Here is a 16,926-nt window from a genome sequence, read left to right as displayed (position 1 = left end):
ATATGCGCCGGACAAGACGACACGCAGGACCAATATCAATGACCACCAGACCCATTGCCATTGCCGCCGCCTTCGCCGCCGCTTACGGGTCCACGGCCCATGCCGATGCCTGGCAGATCCTCGACCAGATCGAGATCGAAGAGATCGTCACCGAAACCTCCTACGAGGTGCGCAAAACCTTCCCCGAGGCCCTGCAACAGGGCGCTCTGGACGTGGAAATCACCGGCTATGCCGTCCCTGCCCTGCCGGGCGAAGCCATCCGCGAGTTGATCCTTGTCTCCGACATGGGCCTCTGCCCGCTTTGTGGCAGCGCCGAACATGGTGCCAGCCTGCAAATCACGCTGGCCGATCCGATCGAAACCTTTGACGAAAGCCGCCGCATGACACTGCGGGGTGCTCTGACCCCGGTGACCGATCCGGAAACCTGGCAGTCGGCCATTCTCGAGAACGCGACAATTCTCGTCGAATAATCGGTCAGGCCGCCCATCCCGGAATCGGGAAGGGAACAGGCGGCCCGCCTTCTCTTAGTCCCGCACAACCAGCACGGAACACTTGGCGTGACGCGCCACGCGGGCCGAGTTCGGCCCCTGCAAGTGATCCATCAGGTTCGGCTTGTGCGCCCCCAACACGATCAGGTCCGCCTTGCTCAGCTCTGCCGCCGCAAGGATCTGCTCATAGGCGGTCCCCTTCTCGACAATATGCTGGACCGTTCCGAAATCCGGCAGGGTCCGCGCGACAAAGTCATGCAACTGCGCGTTCGCCGCATCAAGCGCCTCCCGCATCGTGCCTTCCTTGAAATACGACCCCACAATGGTCATCCCATAGTCCGGCACCACGGTCACCACACTCAGGCTGGCATCGTGAAACTTGGCAAGGGCGGCGGCCTGCTTCAGCAGGCCGGCCTCGTCTTCAAGGTGGGTCAGGTCGATTGCGCAAAGAACATGTTCGGTCATGCTGGCACTCCTTCCGTCTCTTTACGTTTGCGGCGCATCTGAAGCAGGTACACAAGACCCAGCAACAGGAACCCCGGCAGATAGAACACCTCTTTCGGCATCCGCTCGTTCTCGATCTCGATGGCCGAGATCGTGACCGGCGTATCACCATAGAAATCGTAATCATTGCCAAGTGTTTCGAAATGCGGTGTGCCCGGGAACGGCTCTTCCAGAACCAGCTGGCCACCGTCTTCCATCACGGCAAGTCCCTGATCCATCAGCGCCCCTTCGGCATCACCCGCCTTGGTGGGCACGATGATCGTGGTTGGCGTGATCTCTCCGCTGCCAAAGTCCGGCCCCGAGATCGACAATCGCACCTCGTGACCATCGGCCTGCGCGCTCATCTGCGCCAGACCATCAGACCCGGTCACAACCGAATACTTGGGTGAAACCTGATCCAGCCAGAACCCCGGCTGGAACAGCGTAAAGGCCACCAGCAGAAGAACCGCGCTTTCCCAAATCTGCGACTTGACCATGAAATAGTTCATCGTCCCCGCCGCGAACAAAAGCATCGCGATCAGCGCCACCACGAACACGAACACCGCCTGCACCGGTCCAACGTCGATCAACAGAAGATCGGTGTTGAAGATGAACAGGAACGGCAACAGCGCGGTCCGGATCGAATAGAAGAACGCCTGGAAACCTGTGCGCAGCGGATCGCCTTTCGAAATCGCCGCGGCCGCGAAACTCGCAAGCCCCACAGGTGGCGTCACATCCGCCATGATCCCGAAGTAGAAGACGAACATGTGCACCGCAACCAGCGGCACGATCAGGCCAGACTGCGCGCCCAGTTCGACAACCACACCGGCCATGAGTGACGACACCACGATATAGTTCGCAGTGGTCGGCAGCCCCATACCCAACACAATCGAGATCAGCGCCACGAAGAACAGCATCGCCAGCAGGTTGCCGCCCGACAGGAATTCGACGAACTCGGCCATCACCTGCCCGATCCCGGTCAGGGTCACGGCGCCAACGATGATCCCCGCAACACCCATCGCGGCCGCAAGGCCGATCATGTTGCGCGCGCCGATGATCAGCCCCTCGGCAATATCGTCCAAGCCGCGCTTCAACTCGCCCATGATGTCGCTGTTGCCACGGAAGAACGCCTTGAGCGGGTTCTGCGTTGCCAGGATCACCAGCATCGCAATCGCCGACCAGAAGGCCGAAAGGCCCGGCGATTTCCGTTCGATCATCAGCAGGTACATCAGCAAGAGGATCGGCATGATATAGTGGATGCCGGTCTTGAAGATCTCGCGCGCGGGCGGCAGATGCTGCATCGACTCGATGCTCATCTCAAGGTCCGGACGGCTCGCGGCAAAGCGCACGGCCAGCACGTAAAGCACCGCCATCGCCACCACGATAACCCATGTCGACGCGCCGCCGAACATACCTTGCAGCGTATCCACGATCACACCGCAAAGGAACAGGGTGCCACCGGCAATCACGATCGACGAGGCAATGATGAAGATCGCGCCAAGGATGAACTTGATCGGGTGCATGCGGCTGGTGCCGGTCATGCCCATCTTCAGGGCCTCAAGGTGCACGATATAAACCAGCGCGACATAGGAAATCGCCGCCGGAACAATCGCGGTTTTCACCACTTCGACATAAGAGATGCCGACATATTCCGTCATCAGGAAGGCCACGGCCCCCATCACCGGCGGTGTCAGAACCCCGTTGATCGAGGACGAGACTTCAACCGCGCCTGCCTTGGTGGCCGGGAAACCGACCTTCTTCATCAGCGGGATGGTAAAGGTGCCGGTTGTCACCACGTTGGCAATCGACGAGCCCGAAATCAGGCCGGTTGCCGCAGACGCGATCACCGCCGCCTTGGCGGGGCCGCCACGCAGGTGCCCCAGCGCCGCAAAGGCCAGTTGCAGGAAATAGTTGCCCGCGCCCGCCTGGTTCAACAAGGCACCAAACAGCACGAACAGGAACACAAAGCCGGAGGACACACCCAGCGCGACCCCAAAGACCCCTTCGGTGGTCAGCCACATATGGCTCATCGCCTTGTTCAGCGAAGCGCCTTTCCATTGCACCACTTCCGGCAACCCGTCCCATGATCCAAAGAACACGTAGGCCAGGAAGAACAGGGCCACGCCCATGAGCGGGAAGCCCAGCGATCGCCGCGCCGCTTCCAGAAGAAGCACGATGCCGACAACCGACACAGCAACATCGGTTGTGTTCGGGTTCCCGGTCCGCGCCGCCACGCCGCTATAGGCATAGAACAGGTACGAGGCACAAAGCGCGCCCACGATGGCGATCACCCAGGTATCAATCGGAATCCGGTTGCGCGGGCTGTTCTTGAAACCCGGGAAGGCGATGAAGGCCAGAAGCACCGCAAACCCGAGGTGAATGGCCCGTGTCTGCGTGTCGTTCCACACGCCCACCCCAAGGATGAACGGAAGCGGAGATGCGATCCATAACTGGTAGAGCGACCAAACCAGAGGAATATACCAAAGCGCACTGCGCCCGAATTTGTCTTGCGGAAGCCGTCCGCCGGTGTCGCTGTCAGCTACAAAATCCTCTAGCGAGGTATCCTGCGCCGCTGCGGTCTCGTTCTGAGCCATACCACCCTCGTTGCGTTTATTCGTATCACAAAAACCCCCGGCACCGCTTGGGCGCCGGAGGCGATTTCTTCGTCAAATCACAGGCTTACTTCCAGCCGCGCTCTTTGTAGTACTTCATCGCACCGGGGTGGATCTCGGCGGTCAGACCGTCAACGATCATTTCGCTTTCCTTCAGACGACCGAAGGCAGGGTGCAGTTTCTTGAAGGCATCGAAGTTTTCGAAGACAGCCGAAACAACGGCATAAGCCACTTCGTCCGACACGTCAGCCGAGGTCACAAAGGTGGCTTTCGGGCCCCACGACGGAACGTCGTTGGGGTTGTTGGGGTACATGCCGCCCGGGATGGTGGCCGCGGCATAGGCCGAGTTCTCGCCCAGCAGGGTGTCGATGTTGGCGCCGGCCAGCGGAACCAGGGTCACGTCACAGGTCGAGGTGGCCTCTTGCGAAGAGCCGTTCGGCAGACCTGCGGCCCAGATGGTCGCGTCGATCTTGCCGTCGCACAGCGCTGCTGCCTGCTCCGACGATTTCAGCTCGGCTGCCAGCGAGAAGTCATCCGCGGTCAGACCCGAGTATTTCATCAGGGTTTCCGCCAGAACGCGGGTACCTGAACCGGGGTTCGCGATGTTGACCTTCTTGCCTTTCAGGTCGTCAACCGATGCGATGCCAGCGTCGGCACGCGCCATCAGGTGCATCGGCTCCGGGTGTACCGAGAACAGAGCGCGCAGGCCCGGATAAGCACCGTCTTCCGCGAACTTGCCGGTACCTGCAACAGCAGCGGCCTGAACGTCGGACTGAACAACACCAAAGTCCAGCTCACCCTGGCGGATGGTGCGGGTGTTGTAGACCGAACCACCGGTCGATTCCACCGAGCAACGGATGCCGTGCTCTTTGCGGCCCTTGTTGACCAGACGGCAGATCGCGCCGCCAGTCGGATAGTAAACGCCAGTCACACCGCCGGTCCCGATGGTCACGAACTGCTGGTCTGCTGCCGAAGCTGCACCCGCAACGCCCATCGCCGCAACGGCAACTGCGCCAAAAATGGTCTGTTTGATCGACATACTGATAATCTCCCTGTCAGTGGTCTAGCGCCGAGGCGCCTAAAGAACATGCGCAGAGTCGCCAAGGTTATTTTTTATGTCACCTAAAAACTAATGTTTTTTTTGGGCGATCCAGTAGGCGTTATTTTCTTTGCGCAGGCTTTCATAAGACTTGATTCGGTGTTTTGCATCAACTCCACCCTGCGCCACCAACAGCGCGAGCAGGTTTTCGATGACGGCCATTGCCCCTGCGTAACATCCGAAATGATGGGTCGACAGAACCGAGGCAACAAGCGTCTCCTGGGCCGTGAATTCTGAGGAAATCACGTCGCTGTCCGAGATCATGATCAACTTCACGCCCTTGCGAACCGCGAACTTGCAGGCCTCGATTGTTTCCCGCGAATAGGGCGTGAAAGTGATCGCAATCATCACATCTCCCTCGCCGGCATAGTTCAACTCGTCGATGGCGCTGTTCATGTGTCTGGGAATTAATTGTAATGATGGCAAAGCCATACGGCCAACGTAATGCAGATAGTACGCCAACGCATAGCTCGCACGGACTGCCGTCAGGTAAACATTCCGCGCCCCAAGCAACATCTCTGCCACCCGCTCCATCTGGTCCGAAGATTGCCGTTCCAGAGACCGCTCCACAATCGCCATCGTGTTGAACGCAGCATCTGCCTGCACGCGCCCTAGCTCCCCGTCTTCCCGCAGGGTGTCGATCCACTCGGGCCGATCCACCACCGCGGTGGCCGAAACAAGCGCATGGCGAAACGGCTCGCGCATCTCGTCATAGCCCTCGAACCCCATCCTCTCGGCCATCCTCACAAGGGTATAAGTGCTCACTCCCGCCTTGCGCGCCGTCTCCCGGATCGAGTCCAATCCAAAGTCCGATTGGTTGTCCACGATGTACTTCGCCACCGACTTCAGGCGCGGCGAAAGGTCAGGCAGCGTCGCCTTAAGCTCTGAAATCGTTTTGTTTTTTAATGTCGGATCCATCGCGAATCATCCCCTTTGCCCATCCTCGAGTTCAAAACATAAGTTATTTTTCCGAAAGATTGACTGATTCCGTAATTTCTCCATCCTTTTCGTATCACACCCCACCCCTGCCCACCGGCAGGCCACGAGAGATACCAAAATGGCACAAACCCTGCCCGCACACGCTTCAGTCGTCGTTATCGGCGGCGGCATCATGGGCTGTTCGACGCTCTATCACCTTGCAAAGATGGGCGTTTCCGACGCGATCCTGCTGGAACGCAATGCACTTACTTCTGGCACCACATGGCACTCGGCGGCCCAGGTGCGCGCCCTGCGCCACTCGCAGAACCTCACCCGCATGATCCAGTATTCCGTCGATCTCTACTCGCAACTCGAGCAGGAAACCGGCCAGAACGTCGGCTGGATTCAAAAAGGCTCGCTCTCGATTGCCACCAATCCCGACCGCCTGATCCACGTCAAACGTCAGGAGGCCCTCGCCCACGCCTACGGCATCGACGCCGTGTCCGTCAGCCCCGAAGAGGCCAAGGAACGCTGGCCGCTGATGAATGCCGATGACGTCCTGGGCGCCGTCTGGTCGCCCGACGATGGCCGCGTTTCGCCCTCCGATGTCTGTGCCGCGCTGATCAAGGCCGCCAAGGGGCTTGGCGCAAAACTGTTCGAACGCACTGGCGTCACTGGCATCCTGACAGAAAACGGCCGCATCAAGGGGGTCGAGACCACCCAAGGCACGGTCATGTGCGATGCCATCGCGCTCTGCACCGGTCTCTGGTCCCGCGAAGTGGGCGCGATGGCAGGCGCCGAGGTTCCCGCACTGGCCTGTGAACACTTCTACCTGCTGACCAAGCCGATCGACGGCATCGTCGGCAACACCCCCACCCTCTCGGACCACGACAACCATCTCTACATCCGCGACGATTCCGGTGGCCTTCTGGTCGGCTGTTTTGAGCCCATGGGCAAACCCATCGAACCCGGCCGCCTCGATGGAAGCTTCGAATTCGGCCTCCTGCCCGAAGACTGGGACCACTTTGAGCCGATGATGATGAACGCGCTCCACCGCCTGCCCGCGCTGGAAAACGCCGAAGTCAAAATGCTCCTCAACGGCCCCGAAAGCTTTACCCCGGACGGCACCTTCATGCTGGGCGAAACCGCCGAGACCAAGGGCCTGTTCCTTGGCTGCGGCATGAACTCGGTCGGCATCGCCTCGGGTGGCGGCGCGGGCATGAACCTCGCCCATGCCATCGTGCACGGCCACACCGCCTATGATCTCGGCGAAGCCGACGCCAAACGCTTTGCCCCGTTCTTCAACTCGGTCGAACACCTTATGGCCCGCGCGCCCGAGATCCTCGGCACCCACTACGACATCGCCTATCCGGGCAAACAGCTCTCAACCGCCCGGAACCTCCGCGCCCTGCCGCTCGATAGCGAATACCGCGCGGCAGGCGCGCACATGGGCCAGTTCTACGGCTGGGAACGCCCGCTCTACTTTGGCAAGACCGAAGAGCCACGCATGACCTTCGAACGGCCCGACTGGTTCGAAAATGTAAAGGCCGAAGTCGCCGCCGCCCACGAAAGCGCGGCCATCTTCGACGCCTCGCCCTTTGGCAAGATCGAAGTGCAAGGCCCTGATGCCGAAGCCTTCCTTCTGAAAACCTGCGCCGGTTTCCTCGGCCGCACACCGGGGTCGGTGATCTATACCTCTGTTCTCAATGAACGTGGCACTTTTGAAAGTGACATCACCGCCCAACGCATCGCCGAAGACCACTATCGCCTCTTCGTCGGCACCGCCGCAATCAAACGCGATCTCGCGTGGTTCCGTCGCCATTCTGAGGGCTTTGACGTCACCCTGACCGACTCGACCGAAGACTATGCCGTCCTTGGTCTCATGGGTCCCGAAGCCGCACGCATCGTCGCCGAATGCGGTGCGCCCGAGCTGAACGAGCTGGGCTACTTCAAGGTCGGCCCCGCCCATATCGCGGGCAAACACGTCCGTGCGGCCCGCATGTCCTATGTGGGCGAGGCCGGCTGGGAGATCACCATGAAGGCCGAGAACGCATCCGCCGTCTACGCCGCCCTCACCGCAGCAGGGGCCAAGCCTGCGGGCCTGTTTGCGCAGACCTCGATGCGGATCGAAAAGGGCTTCTGCGCGATGGGTCATGAACTCGACGGCGATACCACCCCGATCGCCACCGGCCTCGATTTCGCCACCCGCAAGAAAGGCGGCTTCATCGGCGCCGAGGCCCTTGCCGAAGCCCGCGACGGCGGCGCAACCAACAAGGTGGTCTCGATCAGGCTCGACGACGAGGCCGCCATGCCCCTTGGTCACGAGCCGATCTATTTCGAGGGCAAGATCGTCGGCCAGACATCCTCCTGCGCCTTTGGCTACCGGGTCGGCAAACCCGTTGCCCTTGGCCACACCCACACCCCGCTCGAAGATGGCGCGCGCGTGCAGATCGATATCGCCCGCACCCTCTTTGATGCCACCATCGTCCACGGGCCGCTGTTCGACCCGGACGGCACCCGCATGAAAGGCTGACCCACGTGTCCCGACCCTTCATCATGGTCGCCCCCAACGGGGCCCGGCGCGGCAAGGCGGATCACCCCGCCCTGCCCGTCACCCTGACCGACATCCTCGACACCGCCCGCGCCTGCCACCTTGCAGGCGCGGATGGTTTACACCTGCACGTCCGCGACGCCGACGGCAGGCACACCCTCGACGCGGACCGCTACAAAGAGGCGCTGGCCGAACTCGGGGCGCATCTACCGACCCTGCGCATCCAGATCACCACCGAGGCCGCAGGCCTTTTCGATGTGCGCACCCAACATGCCTGCTTGCGGGATGTGAAACCGGAATGGGCCTCGATCTCGGTACGCGAAATGGCCCGCGATCCCGCCCTCGCGCCCCGCGTCTACGATCTCTGCGCCGCGCAGGGCACCGAGGTACAGCATATCCTCTACAACACCGATGACGCCGCCCTCTTGCGGGACTGGTGGGATCGCGGCATCGTCCACGCCCACCAGACCAGCGCCATCTTCGTGCTGGGCCGCTACGCCACCGCCGACGGCTCGTCCCCGGCAGACATCGCACCCTTCCGCGCCGCCCTGCCGCAGGTCACCAACTGGATGGTCTGCGCCTTCGGCCCGCAGGAACACGCCTGCCTCGCCGCTGCCGCCGCCCTTGGCGGCAACCTGCGCGTCGGTTTTGAAAACAGCCTCACCGCCGCCAACGGCACCCCTCACACAGACAACGCCACATCCGTGGCCACCCTCTGCCAGATGCTTGAAAGGAAGGCCGCATGAGCCACGTATTCCCGCGCCACTGTCACGCCAGCTTACCCACCGCCACCTCAGGCGACGGTTGCTTCCTGATCGACCAGACAGGCAAACGCTATTTCGACGGCTCGGGCGGCGCTGCCGTCTCCTGCCTCGGCCACTCCAACCCGCGCGTCGCCGAGGCCGTCAAGAAACAGGTCGATCAACTGGCCTTTGCCCACTCCGGCTTTTTCACGACTGAACCCGCAGAACAGCTTGCCGATCTGCTGATCGCCAACGCCCCCGGCACGCTGGATCGGGTCTATTTCGTCTCCGGCGGCTCGGAAGCGGTGGAAAGCGCCATCAAACTGGCCCGCCAGTACCACCTCGAACGCGGCGAGCCGAACCGCCGCCACCTGATCGCCCGCCGCCAGAGCTATCACGGCAACACCCTTGGCGCACTGTCGGCAGGTGGCAACGCATGGCGCCGCCAGCAATTCGCCCCGCTGCTGGTCGAAATGAGCCACATCGCTCCCTGCTACGAATACGCCGAACGCAGCGAGGACGAAACGCTCTACGATTACGGCCAGCGCGTCGCCAACGAACTCGAAGAGGAAATCCTGCGCCTCGGGGTTGATTCCGTCATGGCCTTTATTGCCGAACCGGTCGTCGGGGCCACCCTTGGCGCCGTGCCACCCGTCGAAGGCTACTACACCCGCATCCGCGAAATCTGCGACAAATACGGTGTCCTCCTGATCCTTGACGAGGTCATGTGCGGCATGGGCCGCACCGGCCATCTCTTTGCCTGCGAGGCCGAGGGCATCGCCCCCGACATCCTCTGCATCGCCAAGGGTCTGGGCGCAGGCTACCAACCCATCGGCGCAATGCTCTGCTCTTCCGAGGTCTATCAGGCCATCGCCGACGGTTCGGGCTTCTTCCAGCACGGCCACACCTACCTTGGCCACCCGGTCGCCGCTGCCGCAGGCCTCGCCGTGGTTCAGGAACTCCTCGAAGGCGATCTCGTCACCCAGGCCCGCAATCGCGGCACCTATCTCGAACAGCAACTGCGCAGCCGCTTTGCCCAGCACCCCCATATCGGTGATATCCGTGGCCGCGGCATGTTCTGGGGGTTGGAATTCGTCGCAGATCGCGACAGCAAAGCCCCCTTCGATCCCGCCAACGGGCTTGCCGGCAAGCTTAAGAAAGCCGCCTTTGCCGAAGGTCTGATCTGCTACCCGATGCCCGGCACCCGCGATGGCCGCAACGGCGACCACATCCTGCTCGCACCGCCCTTCATCGCCTCCGAGGCCGAACTCGACGGCGCGCTCGACGCGCTCTCACGCGCCATCGACAGCACCCTCGCGACGGTTCAACCCGCCTGACACCGACTGCGGGGGCCTTACAGCTCCCGCACCATCTGCACCGCCGGGAAATACACCCCCGGTGCCAGCGTCAACTCGATCTCGCCGGTTGGCTGAAACCCCATCGCCTCGTAGAACGCTCGCGCCGTGCGCGTGCTCATGCAATGCATCCTGCGCATCCCGTAGGCCGCCGCAGAGGCCACCGAGGTTTCGATCAACTGCCGGGCCACCCCTTTCCTAAGATGGCAGGGGTCGGTCGCCACATGGCGCACATGGCCCTCGTCGATCGCCCCTACACCCCGCGCCGGGCTGACATCGGTCCACCCGCCTGCACCGATCACGCGGCCCCTCTCGTCATGGGCAAGGAAATAGGTACCACACTCCAACAGCGCCGGCTGCGCCGTGGTGATCAGCGGCAAAACCGCCTGCAGGGTCTTGGCATCGTAATGGTCGGGCAGAAGGCGGGGATAGGACCGCCGGAACAGCTGCGTCACCGCCGATCTGTCGGCGGGGTTGGCGGCTCTGATTTGTATGGGCTCTGACATGGGTCTGCGTCCTGAAAAGAAATCTGGGGTCTCAGGGCGCGACCGGGAGCTTCAAAAGCAAAAAGCCGCGCCTTGGTCTGGCGCGGCTTTTGCATGGTCTCGAAAGGGGATCTTACTTGATCTTGCCTTCCTTGTACTCGACATGCTTGCGCACCACCGGGTCGTACTTACGTACGACCATCTTTTCGGTCATGGTGCGTGCGTTTTTCTTGGTCACGTAGAAATGGCCCGTGCCCGCGGTCGAGTTCAGACGGATCTTGATAGTCGTCGGCTTCGCCATTGTTCTTCTCCTGCGCCGGGCAGCAGCGCCCGTGAAATTCTCATGAAGCCTGCCTTTTAATGATGCACCGCTCCGAGTCAACACCGTATATGCAAGAAAAATGACTTTGCGGCCATCGCTCCGGTTTCTTCCGCGAAACCGGGCCTGTCAGCGGCCATTTTCGCCCCCGACCTTCGAAAAATTCATGCGCAGAAGGCCTGTAAGCCGGATTCTGTCCGGGCGAGTCGCCCCGCCCGTGATGACCATTCATCTGGAGCGCCCGTTACCGGACACCCTCTAGCTGCCAACCCGGACCTGCTCGGGGCAAGGCGCCCCTGCGGCGATATCCCCGAAAGGATCAGCCCGCGCGCGGTCCCTATTCGGCATTGCTCCCGGTGGGGCTTGCCATGCCGGTCCTGTTGCCAGGCCCGCGGTGGGCTCTTACCCCACCGTTTCACCCTTACCCGGACCTGTCGCAAGCGACGCCGCCGGGCGGTCTGTTCTCTGTGGCGCTTTCCCTCGGATCGCTCCGGCCGGGCGTTACCCGGCACCGTTGCCTTGTGGAGTCCGGACTTTCCTCCCAGGCGGGTTGCCCCGCCGAAGGCGGCCATCCGGCCCTCTGCGCCCGCCCCACTTAGGGTGTCACATGCGTCTCGTCAAACGGATTGCGCGGCCAGCGCCTCTGCCACGGCCATATCTTCACCGCCAAGCGCGCCGCATCCCCAGGGGCGAAACCGCAACCGCACCGCCTGCACCAAGAGATCATCCGGCACATCCGGGAACCCATAGGCCAGCGCGGCTTCGCGGAAACGCACCGCATCAACGTCCCGCGCCGCGCCGACATCTGGCCAAACCGCCAGCCCCCGCCGCGCCAGCCGGTGCCAGTCGAAACGCGGCCCCGGATCAATCTTGCGCCCCGGCGCCATGCAGCTATGGCCGATCACATCCTCGGGGCCAATCGACCACCGCGCCATGATCCCGCCCATCAGCACCTCAAGCGCCGCCATCTGCGGTTCGGAAAACGGATGATCCCCGCGATTGGCCAACTCGATCCCGATCGAACGGGAATTGATATCATCAAGCCCCCGCCACGATCCGGCCCCCGCGTGCCAGGCGCGCAACGCCTCGTCCACCATCTGCCAGACGCGGCCATCCTCCCCAATCAGATAATGCGCCGAAACCTCGACCACGGGATCACACAGCCGCTCCAGCGCCGCCTCGGCGCTTTCCATGGCGGTATAGTGCAGCACGATGAACTGCGGCTCCAAACCATCCCTGCGCGGCCCAAAACTCTCGCAGCGCGCCTGAATGACCTCGCCCAAGCCGCTCACCCGCCGCGCGCCGCCTTGCGATAGATTTCGGGGTTCCAGTCGCAGGCATATCCGTCACCGTCCGGATCCACCCCAAGACGATCCCGCTTGGGGCCACCCTTGGCCAGAAACGCCGCCTGCGCCTCGCCCGACGACGGGAACGCCGCACAGGCCTTCTCGTACCGCGCCTTGGTATTCAGTCCAAGACGACGGAACAGCTTGGTGCCCACCGGATGCCGTGTCGACAGCGCATATTGCACCACGTTGGGCGCATTGCCGGTGCGTTCCGGAAGGGCCGTCGGCGCAATCACCTGGTAATTCTGCCGGTTCGCCTGAAGGCGCTGCGCGTCATCCTCGATGGAACGGCGCGCGCCCACGGCCTCGAAATCATTCTCGTCGGAGATACCCGCATTGGTCACAACCGTCGGCGCAGGGTTCGACGGGCTGGCATGCACGATACCGTCCTCGGTGGTCTGAGGTGCCCCCGCCTGACGCACGCGCGGCGTATCCTCTCCCGTCGCAGCGGGCGCAGGCGCCGTCCGCACCCGTGGCTGCGGAGCCGGGGCCGGTTCTGGCGCAGGGCTCGCCACCGGTTGCGGCGTCGCAACCCGCGCGGTCCGCACCGGCGCAGGCGCCAAAAGCGCCTCTTCCGACACTGCATCCGCGGGCGGAATGGCCGATGTCACGGTTCGATTGTTCCTGACGGGTCGCGGCGACAGGTTCTGGTTGTCGAAACCGACGCCTGCCGCGCTATCGGGGATCGCGGGTTGACAGGCGGCCATGGCCACAAGGGCACAGCCGCTCAGAAATGCTCGCAACATGGGTGCAATGCCTGCTCAGTTTGTTTTGAGCTTCTTTACCACCATTTGCCCGGTTTGGCTACAAACCCCGCCGCGCTCTCGAGCGCATAGGCGGTGTTCAGCAGATCACCCTCTTCCCACGGACGGCCAATCAGCTGCAGACCCAGCGGCAGACCCTGATGATCCAGACCGGTCGGCACCGAGATGCCCGGCAGTCCGGCAAGGTTCACGGTTACGGTGAAGACGTCGTTCAGGTACATCTTGACCGGATCTTCGTCGTTCATCTCGCCCAGACCAAAGGCCGCCGACGGCGTGGCCGGTGTCAGGATCGCATCGATCCCGGCGGCAAAGGCGTCGTCAAAGTCCTTCTTGATCAGTGCACGCACCCGACGGGCACGATTGTAATAGGCGTCATAGAAACCCGCCGACAGAACGTAAGTCCCCACCATCACGCGGCGCTGGACCTCCGAACCGAACCCTTCGGCGCGGGTTTTCTCGTACATCTCGGTGATGCCGTCCCCCGCAGAAAGCGTGGCGCGGTGGCCGAAGCGCACACCGTCGTAACGGGCAAGGTTCGACGAGGCTTCCGCCGGCGCAATCACATAGTAGGCAGGCAGCGCATACTTGGTGTGCGGCAGGCTGATCTCGACCATCTCGGCACCCGCGGCTTCCAGCATCGCACGACCGTCGGCCCACAGCTGCTCGATCTCCTCGGGCATACCGTCCATGTGGTATTCCTTGGGAATACCGATCTTCTTGCCCTTGATGTCACCGGTCAGCATGGCCTCGAAATTCGGCACCGCCAGATCGGCACTGGTCGAATCCTTCGGGTCATGACCGCACATCGCTTCCAGCATGATCGCCGCATCGCGCACCGACTTGGTCATCGGACCGGCCTGATCAAGCGAAGAGGCAAAGGCCACGATGCCCCAACGCGAGCAGCGGCCATAGGTCGGCTTGATACCAACAGTGCCGGTAAAGGCCGCAGGCTGGCGGATCGAACCACCGGTATCGGTGCCGGTTGCCGCAAGGCACAGGTCAGCCGCAACCGCCGAAGCCGAACCACCCGACGAGCCACCCGGCGTCAGCGGGGTCTCTTCGTTGCCACGACGCCACGGGCTCACCGCGTTGCCATAAACCGAAGTCTCGTTCGAAGACCCCATCGCGAACTCGTCCATGTTCAGTTTGCCAAGCATGACCGCACCGGCATCGAACAGGTTCTGGGTCACGGTCGATTCATATTCCGGCGTGAACCCTTCCAGGATGCCCGAGGCCGCCTGCGACGGCACGCCCTTGGTGCAGAACAGGTCCTTGATGCCCAGCGGCAGGCCACACATCGCGGGCGCATCACCCGTCGCCAGACGCGCATCCGCCGCCTTGGCCTGCTCCAGCGCAAGCTCGGGCGTGTTGTGAACAAAGGCATTCAGCGCACCGGCGCCGTCAATGGCCGACAGGCAGGCTTCGGTCAGTTCAACCGAGGTCACGTCCTTGGCACGCAGCTTGTCGCGGGCCTCGGCAAGGGTGAGTTTGTTCAGCTCAGTCATTATTCCACCACCTTCGGCACGGCAAAGAACCCTTCGCGCGCATCCGGCGCGTTCTTCAGCACTTTTTCCTGCTGGCTTCCGTCGGTCACCACGTCTTCGCGCCGCTTCAGACGCATCGGCGTCACCGAGGTCATCGGCTCCACGCCGTCAACATCGACTTCGTTCAGCTGTTCGATAAAGCCGAGAATGGTGTTGAATTCATTCGCCAGCGCAGGCAGCGCGTCATCTTCGACCTTGATCCGCGCGAGCTTGGCCACGCGCGCGGCGGTGTCCTTGTCAATCGACATCGGGTGTTCTCCGGTTGCAACTTGGCCCAAGCCTTTAGCGCCCCCGGAACTGCGGTGCAAGCACTCACCCCGGAACCACCCGCCGAAAGCCCGCCGCACGCGCCCTGATGCCATCGCTTCCGGCAGTCTGGCCCTAGCCGAAACCGCGCATCGACGGCACACTCAACCCAGCCCGAAAGGAGACCACGCCATGTGCAGCGCAACAGGCACCGCGATTCCAACGGTCATGATCGACAATGATCGCGTCCGCGTCACCGAATGGCGCTTCAGGAAACGTGGCGACAACACCGGCTGGCACCGCCACGCCTATGACTACATCGTCGTGCCACAGTTTGACGGCATCCTCGAAATCGACCTCGGCAATGGCGAACGCACCACCGCCACACTGCAAAAGGGCGTGCCCTACTATCGTGACCTCGGCGTCGAACATGACGTGATCAACGGCAATGATTTCGAATGCGCTTTCATCGAGATCGAACTCCTCGAACCACAGCCCACATAAGCGGCTTCAATGCACCCGAAATACTCCCGCCGGAGGCACCTGCCCGTCAGGCCCGCCCCGACAGCAGAAAGCTCCGGTACACCTCGATCATCCAGCCCAGCATGATCCCGTTCAGCACGTGCCACAGGAAATGCGTGCCCAGCGGAAAGGCCCCGCAGACCGGCTCGTCAAGGCTGCGGAAAAAGATCGACAGGCTCAGGATGCCCGCCCCGATCGCCAGCCCCCGTGCCACCTCGGGCAACCGCCGCCACAGGGCCACGGCGTAAAGAAAGATCAGCAAGGCCACCGGCGCATAGCCCGCTGACGACCCAAGGCCCGGCACCTTCTGGAACAAAGGCACCGTCAGCGCCGCATAGGGAAAGAACAGCGCCGTCGCGCCCAGCGCCCAAAGGGTCGGCATGCCCCAATAGGCCCGGTTGGCGACAAAGACATAGATCAGCACGAAACCCGCAATCGGGGCCACATCGGCAATCGCCGACCACACCTGACCGTGGGTGTGAAACAAGTAGCTGCCCAACCCGATCAGCGCCAGAACCACCACCAGAAGCCGCGCCATCGGGGCCTGCATATCGCCCAGCCGCCGCCACATCACCAGGGCCGCGATCAGAAAGGCCGCATTGGTCACCGCATTCACCGGCTCCGACCAGTACTCCGGCCCGGTGCGCTCGCAATAGCCGTCAATCGCCTGCATCAAATCCATGGCTCTTCCCTCAATCCCAGTCCGTGCTAACCTGTCTTCAACATGTTATGAAATAGGGAGCCCTTTCATGAAAATCATCTGGCTTGGCCACGGTTCTTTCCGCATCGAAACAAATGACCTCGTCCTGCTGGTCGATCCCTGGCTCACCGGCAACCCCGTCCTGCCCGAAGACCAGCACGAGGCCGCCATTGCAGGGGCCACCCACCTGATCCTCACCCATGCCCATTTCGACCACGTTGCCGACATGCTGCCGCTGGCCCGCAAACTCGGCGTGCCCATCGTCGGCCAGTACGACCTGATGTCCTACTGGAACGAACACGAACACCTCGACACCGTGGGCTTCAACAAGGGCGGCACCGTCGATCTCGGCGGCGCGTCGCTGGCAATGGTGCCCGCCTCGCACAGCTCCACCTTCGCCACCGAAGAAGGCCCCAAGGCCGCCGGCTCCGAGGTCGGCTACATGCTCATGGCCGAGGGCCGCACGGTCTATATCTCCGGCGACACCGACATCATGGCCGACATGGACTGGATGGGGGACTACTACAAACCCGACGTCGGCATCCTCTCGGCCGGCGGCCATTTCACCATGGACATGAAAGGCACCGCCTATGCCGCGAAACGCTACTTCGACTTCAAGACGGTGATCCCCTGCCACTACAAGACCTTCCCGATCCTCGAACAATCGGCTGAGGCGCTGGTCGACGGCCTGCCCGGCGTCGAGGTGATCGAGCCCGAGGTCATGGTGCCGATCACCCTCTAGGCCTTCGCA

The 16,926-nt window shown here is 62.4% G+C and carries 17 protein-coding genes and 1 other RNA gene; 6 read left to right on the top strand and 12 right to left on the bottom strand.

Features of this window, described 5'->3' with window-relative positions:
- Nucleotides 1–38: 38 nt before the first annotated feature.
- Nucleotides 39–470 carry a hypothetical protein gene (locus tag NNA36_RS04435; protein WP_255104579.1) on the top strand — a complete coding sequence of 144 codons (432 nt, stop codon included), beginning with the start codon at nt 39–41 and terminating at the stop codon, nt 468–470.
- 54 nt (nt 471–524) lie between these two features.
- On the opposite strand, the gene NNA36_RS04430 is transcribed toward NNA36_RS04435, so the two are convergent.
- The 4 genes from NNA36_RS04430 to NNA36_RS04415 form a co-directional block, all read right to left on the bottom strand.
- Nucleotides 525–953 (bottom strand): universal stress protein, encoded by a 429-nt coding sequence (locus NNA36_RS04430; RefSeq protein ID WP_255104578.1) that lies wholly within the window; start codon nt 951–953, stop codon nt 525–527.
- Nucleotides 950–3,565, bottom strand: a complete 2,616-nt coding sequence (locus NNA36_RS04425) for a TRAP transporter permease (protein ID WP_255104576.1) — start codon at nt 3,563–3,565, stop codon at nt 950–952. The genes NNA36_RS04430 and NNA36_RS04425 overlap by 4 nt, the downstream gene beginning before the upstream one ends.
- 85 nt (nt 3,566–3,650) lie before the next feature.
- Nucleotides 3,651–4,622, bottom strand: a complete 972-nt coding sequence (locus NNA36_RS04420; protein ID WP_255104574.1) for a TAXI family TRAP transporter solute-binding subunit — start codon at nt 4,620–4,622, stop codon at nt 3,651–3,653.
- Between the two features lie 90 nt (nt 4,623–4,712).
- Entirely contained in the window at nt 4,713–5,600 is an 888-nt protein-coding gene (locus NNA36_RS04415; RefSeq protein ID WP_255104572.1) for a MurR/RpiR family transcriptional regulator, read from the bottom strand.
- Nucleotides 5,601–5,739: 139 nt separating this feature from the next.
- Between NNA36_RS04415 and NNA36_RS04410 the strand changes: the two genes are divergently transcribed.
- From NNA36_RS04410 to NNA36_RS04400, 3 genes are read left to right on the top strand one after another with little or no spacing between them, the layout of a single operon-like run.
- Nucleotides 5,740–8,133, top strand: a complete 2,394-nt coding sequence (locus NNA36_RS04410) for an FAD-dependent oxidoreductase (protein WP_255104571.1) — start codon at nt 5,740–5,742, stop codon at nt 8,131–8,133.
- Nucleotides 8,134–8,138: 5 nt separating this feature from the next.
- Entirely contained in the window at nt 8,139–8,897 is a 759-nt protein-coding gene (locus tag NNA36_RS04405; RefSeq protein ID WP_255104569.1) for a 3-keto-5-aminohexanoate cleavage protein, read from the top strand.
- Entirely contained in the window at nt 8,894–10,231 is a 1,338-nt protein-coding gene (locus tag NNA36_RS04400; RefSeq protein ID WP_255104567.1) for an aspartate aminotransferase family protein, read from the top strand. Before NNA36_RS04405 ends, NNA36_RS04400 begins: the two co-directional genes overlap by 4 nt.
- 17 nt (nt 10,232–10,248) lie before the next feature.
- Here NNA36_RS04400 and NNA36_RS04395 read toward each other — a convergent pair whose 3' ends face one another.
- The 7 genes from NNA36_RS04395 to gatC form a co-directional block, all read right to left on the bottom strand.
- Nucleotides 10,249–10,755: a GNAT family N-acetyltransferase gene (locus tag NNA36_RS04395; protein ID WP_255104565.1), complete on the bottom strand. Its 507-nt coding sequence runs from the start codon at nt 10,753–10,755 to the stop codon at nt 10,249–10,251.
- 112 nt (nt 10,756–10,867) lie between these two features.
- Nucleotides 10,868–11,035: a 50S ribosomal protein L33 gene (gene rpmG / locus NNA36_RS04390; protein WP_007814563.1), complete on the bottom strand. Its 168-nt coding sequence runs from the start codon at nt 11,033–11,035 to the stop codon at nt 10,868–10,870.
- 184 nt (nt 11,036–11,219) lie between these two features.
- Nucleotides 11,220–11,637: RNase P RNA component class A (rnpB, locus tag NNA36_RS04385), an RNA gene on the bottom strand.
- A gap of 33 nt (nt 11,638–11,670) precedes the next feature.
- Nucleotides 11,671–12,336, bottom strand: a complete 666-nt coding sequence (locus NNA36_RS04380; RefSeq protein WP_255104563.1) for an N-acetylmuramoyl-L-alanine amidase — start codon at nt 12,334–12,336, stop codon at nt 11,671–11,673.
- A 5-nt stretch (nt 12,337–12,341) separates the two neighbouring features.
- Nucleotides 12,342–13,145, bottom strand: coding sequence for a hypothetical protein (locus tag NNA36_RS04375; RefSeq protein WP_255104561.1), 804 nt, complete (start codon nt 13,143–13,145; stop codon nt 12,342–12,344).
- A 35-nt stretch (nt 13,146–13,180) separates the two neighbouring features.
- A complete protein-coding gene (gene gatA, locus NNA36_RS04370; protein ID WP_255104559.1) occupies nt 13,181–14,668 on the bottom strand; it encodes an Asp-tRNA(Asn)/Glu-tRNA(Gln) amidotransferase subunit GatA in 1,488 nt (495 codons plus the stop codon).
- Nucleotides 14,668–14,955: an Asp-tRNA(Asn)/Glu-tRNA(Gln) amidotransferase subunit GatC gene (gene gatC, locus NNA36_RS04365; protein ID WP_255104557.1), complete on the bottom strand. Its 288-nt coding sequence runs from the start codon at nt 14,953–14,955 to the stop codon at nt 14,668–14,670. Before gatC ends, gatA begins: the two co-directional genes overlap by 1 nt.
- A 190-nt stretch (nt 14,956–15,145) precedes the next feature.
- Between gatC and NNA36_RS04360 the strand changes: the two genes are divergently transcribed.
- The gene (locus tag NNA36_RS04360) at nt 15,146–15,457 is read left to right on the top strand and encodes a cupin domain-containing protein (RefSeq protein ID WP_255104555.1); all 312 of its coding nucleotides are present in this window, start codon (nt 15,146–15,148) and stop codon (nt 15,455–15,457) included.
- Nucleotides 15,458–15,503: 46 nt separating this feature from the next.
- On the opposite strand, the gene NNA36_RS04355 is transcribed toward NNA36_RS04360, so the two are convergent.
- Complete coding sequence (locus tag NNA36_RS04355; RefSeq protein ID WP_255104553.1) at nt 15,504–16,157, bottom strand: ceramidase domain-containing protein; 654 nt, start codon at nt 16,155–16,157, stop codon at nt 15,504–15,506.
- Nucleotides 16,158–16,224: 67 nt separating this feature from the next.
- Here NNA36_RS04355 and NNA36_RS04350 point away from each other — a divergent pair, with 67 nt between their 5' ends.
- Nucleotides 16,225–16,917, top strand: coding sequence for a metal-dependent hydrolase (locus tag NNA36_RS04350; protein ID WP_255104551.1), 693 nt, complete (start codon nt 16,225–16,227; stop codon nt 16,915–16,917).
- Nucleotides 16,918–16,926: the final 9 nt, after the last annotated feature.

It is taken from the genome of Shimia sp. CNT1-13L.2, from assembly GCF_024331145.1.
Lineage (GTDB): Bacteria > Pseudomonadota > Alphaproteobacteria > Rhodobacterales > Rhodobacteraceae > Shimia.
This window is presented reverse-complemented; position numbering and strand designations above follow the sequence as displayed.